This is a genomic window from Ruegeria sp. O5 (assembly GCF_056535105.1).
The window spans coordinates 1-4,349 of sequence record NZ_JBQERN010000040.1 but is presented as its reverse complement, the minus strand read 5'-3'; the positions used below and the strand labels follow the sequence as shown (position 1 = coordinate 4,349).

The 4,349-nt window shown below is 57.0% G+C and carries 3 protein-coding genes; all 3 read left to right on the top strand.

The genetic code is table 11. The features are described 5' to 3' along the window. The coding region (locus tag ACR0M3_RS19915) for a putative 2-aminoethylphosphonate ABC transporter substrate-binding protein (RefSeq protein WP_480912399.1) at nucleotides 1-1,037 on the top strand (1,037 nt) is incomplete at its 5' end. A 132-nt stretch (nucleotides 1,038-1,169) separates the two neighbouring features. Next, complete coding sequence (locus ACR0M3_RS19910; protein WP_267365559.1) at nucleotides 1,170-2,285, top strand: putative 2-aminoethylphosphonate ABC transporter ATP-binding protein; 1,116 nt, start codon at nucleotides 1,170-1,172, stop codon at nucleotides 2,283-2,285. After that, the gene (locus ACR0M3_RS19905) at nucleotides 2,282-4,303 is read left to right on the top strand and encodes a putative 2-aminoethylphosphonate ABC transporter permease subunit (protein WP_480484610.1); all 2,022 of its coding nucleotides are present in this window, start codon (nucleotides 2,282-2,284) and stop codon (nucleotides 4,301-4,303) included. Before ACR0M3_RS19910 ends, ACR0M3_RS19905 begins: the two co-directional genes overlap by 4 nt. Nucleotides 4,304-4,349: the final 46 nt, after the last annotated feature.

Sequence of the window (4,349 nt, the reverse complement as noted above, 5' to 3'; positions counted from 1 at the left end):
ACCAACAGAGGAAAACCATGAAACGGACGACATCATTTTATTCGGCATTGGCGGTCGGTTTACTGACTGCGACGGTTGCGGCATCGGAGACGGAACTGACAGTTTACACCGCTGTCGAGGCGGAGGATCTGGCGAGGTATGCAGAGACGTTCAACCAGAGTAACCCGGATATCAAGATCAACTGGGTTCGGGACTCGACGGGGATCATCACCGCGAAACTGCTGGCTGAACGGGACAACCCACAGGCGGATGTGGTCTGGGGGTTGGCGGCGACCTCTCTGCTGCTGTTGAAATCCGAAGGGATGCTGGAGCCTTATGCCCCGGCTGGCGTAGACAAGCTGGATGCGAAATTCGTCGATGGTGACAACCCGCCTGCCTGGGTTGGCATGGACGCCTGGGTTGCCTCGGTTTGCTACAACACGGTTGAGGCGGAAAAGGCCGGGCTGAAGCCGCCCACTTCGTGGAAGGACCTGACTGATCCGATGTACAAGGATCAGGTGATCATGCCGAACCCGAATTCCTCTGGCACGGGGTTCCTTGATGTGTCCAGCTGGCTTCAAATGTTTGGCGAAGAAGGTGGCTGGGAATACATGGATGCGCTGCACGAGAATATTGCGCGCTACACCCATTCCGGCTCGAAGCCTTGCAAACTGGCGGCGGCGGGCGAGATCCCGATTGGTATTTCTTTTGCGTTCCGTGGGGCGAAGTCCAAAGCTGATGGTGCACCGCTGGAGATCATTGTGCCTTCGGAAGGCGTCGGCTGGGACATGGAAGCAACCGCGATTGTGGCCGGTACCGCAAATCTGGAAGCCGCGCAGAAGCTGGTGGACTTCACCGTCACCAAAGAGGCCAACGAGATGTACAATACCGGCTATGCGGTCGTGGCGTATCCCGGCGTTGCAAAACCGGTTGAACACTTCCCAGAAGGTCTTCTGGATGCGATGATCAACAATGATTTCGAGTATGCCGCCAACAATCGCGCGGCAATCCTGAAGGAATGGCAGTCTCGCTATGACGGAAAGTCTGAAGCGAAATAATTCCATTGGCAGGAGGGGCTTTTGTGCCGCTCCTGCCCGCCACTCTCTTGTTCCCACCAACACAACCAACTCACCCGGCGCGCACCGGCCAGGATCGGTCGTGCCCGAGGTGCAGATGTGAGGACCTCTCCCGTGCTTCAGAAAACACCACCCGGTGAACTGTATCTCAGCATCCAGAATTTGTGGAAAGCGTTCGGCAGCTTTCTGGCACTCAAGGACATCTCTCTTGAAATCAAAGAAGGTGAATTCATTTGTTTCCTTGGCCCGTCCGGCTGCGGCAAGACCACCTTGTTGCGGGCGATTGCCGGGCTGGATCTGCAGACCAAGGGTACGGTTATGCAGGATGGCAAGGACGTCTCCAACCTGCCCCCGTCCGAGCGCGATTTCGGGATTGTGTTTCAGTCCTATGCGCTGTTCCCGAACCTGACGATCGAAAAGAACATCGCATTTGGCCTTGAAAACACGGGCCGCAGCAAGTCGGATATCGCGGTTCGGGTGAGCGAGCTGTTGAACCTTGTTGGTCTGCCGGATCAGGGCAGGAAATACCCGGCACAATTGTCCGGGGGCCAGCAGCAGAGGATTGCGCTGGCCCGCGCCATTGCAACCAATCCCGGTTTGCTGCTGCTGGACGAACCCCTGTCGGCGCTGGACGCCAAGGTGCGCGTTCACCTGCGGCATGAGATCAAGGAATTGCAGCGCAAGCTGGGTGTGACCACCGTGATGGTGACGCACGATCAGGAAGAAGCGCTGGCCATGGCCGACCGCATCGTGGTGATGAACCACGGGGTGATTGAACAAGTTGGATCGCCCACGGAGATCTACCGCGAACCGGCCAACCTGTTCGTGGCCGACTTTATCGGTGAAATGAACCAGATCCGATCTCAGGTCACCAAAGGCGGGCGGTTGAGCGTCGGGGAAAAGACCTTTGCCTGCCTCAGCCACACGTTCAATGATGGCACCCCGGTCATCGCAGCCATTCGTCCCGAAGACATCATCCCTCATGAAGCTGGTTATCTTGACACGGGCGGCAATCGGAACTGCATCGAGGTCACGCTTGATGAAATGGAGTTTCTGGGCTCGTTCTGGCGTTGCCGCCTGAACAACGAGCGGTTCGGATCTTCTGAACTGATCGCGGATTTTTCGATCAACGCCGTGCGTCGTCTTGAGCTGGAAGAGGGGTGCAGCATGGTGATCGAGCTTCCCGAGAACCGCCTGATGGCGTTTGACCTTCCGGAGGCTGCGGCATGAGCACGATGTCGACCAATCACGACACATTGCCTGTCGGGCCGGATATCAGGCCCAGGCTCAGCCGCGATGACATCCTGATGCGCGGAAGCATGATGGTGATCGCGCTCTATCTGATCGTGACACTGGCGCTGCCGCTTTACACGATGCTTTCCAAGTCCTTCTCGACCTACCGGGTCGAGCTGTCCCAGTATGAGTTTCAGGTCAGTGATGAAGCGGGTGTGTTTGACGGAACGATCCTGACGGCTGACGAACTGAACAGGCAATTGGGGGTGTATTCCGACACCGATCTGACAACCGGCTCGGACGGGCGTTTGCCGGTGACCGGGTTTTTTCCGGATTTCAGCTTTCGCAGCCCGGTCATGTACCAGATGCGGAACACGACGGAGGCCGGGCGCTTTCTGGTCGGGTCGACTTTGAACGAAGGCACCGATTGGGTCGAGCTTGATTCCAACACGTTCCGCCGGGTGCAGATGCGGCCGGTTCAAGCGCGGGGTCTGGGCAACTTCATCAACTACTTCTCAACCCCGGCCCTGTTCAACTCGATCAAGAATTCCCTTTGGATTTCGGTTGTCAGCACAATCGTTACGGTGACGCTGGCGTTCTGGTTTGCCTATGCGCTGAACCGAAGCTGCATGCGGTTCAAGGGGGTCTTTCGCCTGATCGCGATGGCGCCGATTCTGGTTCCCTCGCTGCTGCCGGGCATCGCGCTGGTCTACCTGTTCGGCAATCAGGGGATGATCAAGGAGTTGCTGTTCGGAGCCAGTATCTACGGCCCCATAGGCATCGTGATCGGATCGGTCTTCTTTACCTTTCCACACGCGTTCCTGATCATATCGACCGCGCTCGCGATATCGGATGCGCGGTTGTACGAGGCCGCTGTCAGCTTGCGCTCAACCCCCTGGCGGACATTCTGGACCGTTACCATACCCGGCGCGCGCTATGGCCTGATTTCCGCAGCCTTTGTCGTGTTCAATCTGGTGATCACCGATTTTGGCCTGCCAAAGGTGATCGGCGGCCAGTTCAACGTGCTTGCCGTGGATATCTACAAACAGGTGATCGGCCAGCAGAACTTTGAGATGGGCGCCGTGGTCTCGGTGGTTCTGGTCATCCCCGCAATTCTGGCTTTTGCCATCGACCGGATGGTTCAGTCCAAGCAGGTGGCGCTGCTGTCTGCGCGCTCGGTTCCATATCAGGCAACACCAAACCCAAAGACTGATCGCATATTCCTGATCTACTGCAGTTTGATCGGCCTGTTCATTGTTGGTCTTCTGGCCGTGTGTCAGTTTGCGGCGTTGATCAAGTTCTGGCCCTACGATCTGAGCCTGAGCCTCAAGAATTACCAGTTCGACAAGATGGATGGCGGCGGCTGGGGATCGTATTTCAACTCGATCAAACTGGCTTTCCTGACGGCGGTGATCGGCACGACGGTTGTCTTCTTCGGGGCGTATCTGGTGGAAAAATCGAACGGCTTCAAAACCGGACGGTCGATCTTTCAGATGTTCGCCATGCTGCCGATGGCCATTCCGGGCATGGTTCTGGGACTGTCGTATATCTTCTTCTTCAACAACCCGTCCAATCCGTTCAATGCGATCTACGGCACCATGGCGATCCTGGTGGTTTGCACGGTGACGCATTTCTATACCGTATCGCACCTGACGGCGGTCACCGCTCTCAAGCAGATGGATAAAGAGTTCGAGTCGGTGTCGGCCTCTCTCAAACAGCCGACAATGAAGCTGTTTGCCCGCGTGACGGTGCCGGTCTGCCTGCCTGCGGTGCTGGACATCTCGATCTATCTGTTCGTCAACGCGATGACGACCGTGTCGGCGGTTGTGTTCCTCTACTCACCCAAAACCACACTCGCGTCCATCGCGGTGCTGAACATGGATGATGCCGGGGATATCGCACCCGCAGCCGCAATGGGCATGATGATCTTCTACACCAACGCAGCCGCCCGGATCTTTCATCTGATGGCATCAAAAGGCATCCTGGCCCGCACACAGGCCTGGCGCAGCAGGTAATCCACACAAAAAACTCAATACCCCCGCAGATCACATATCTGCGGGG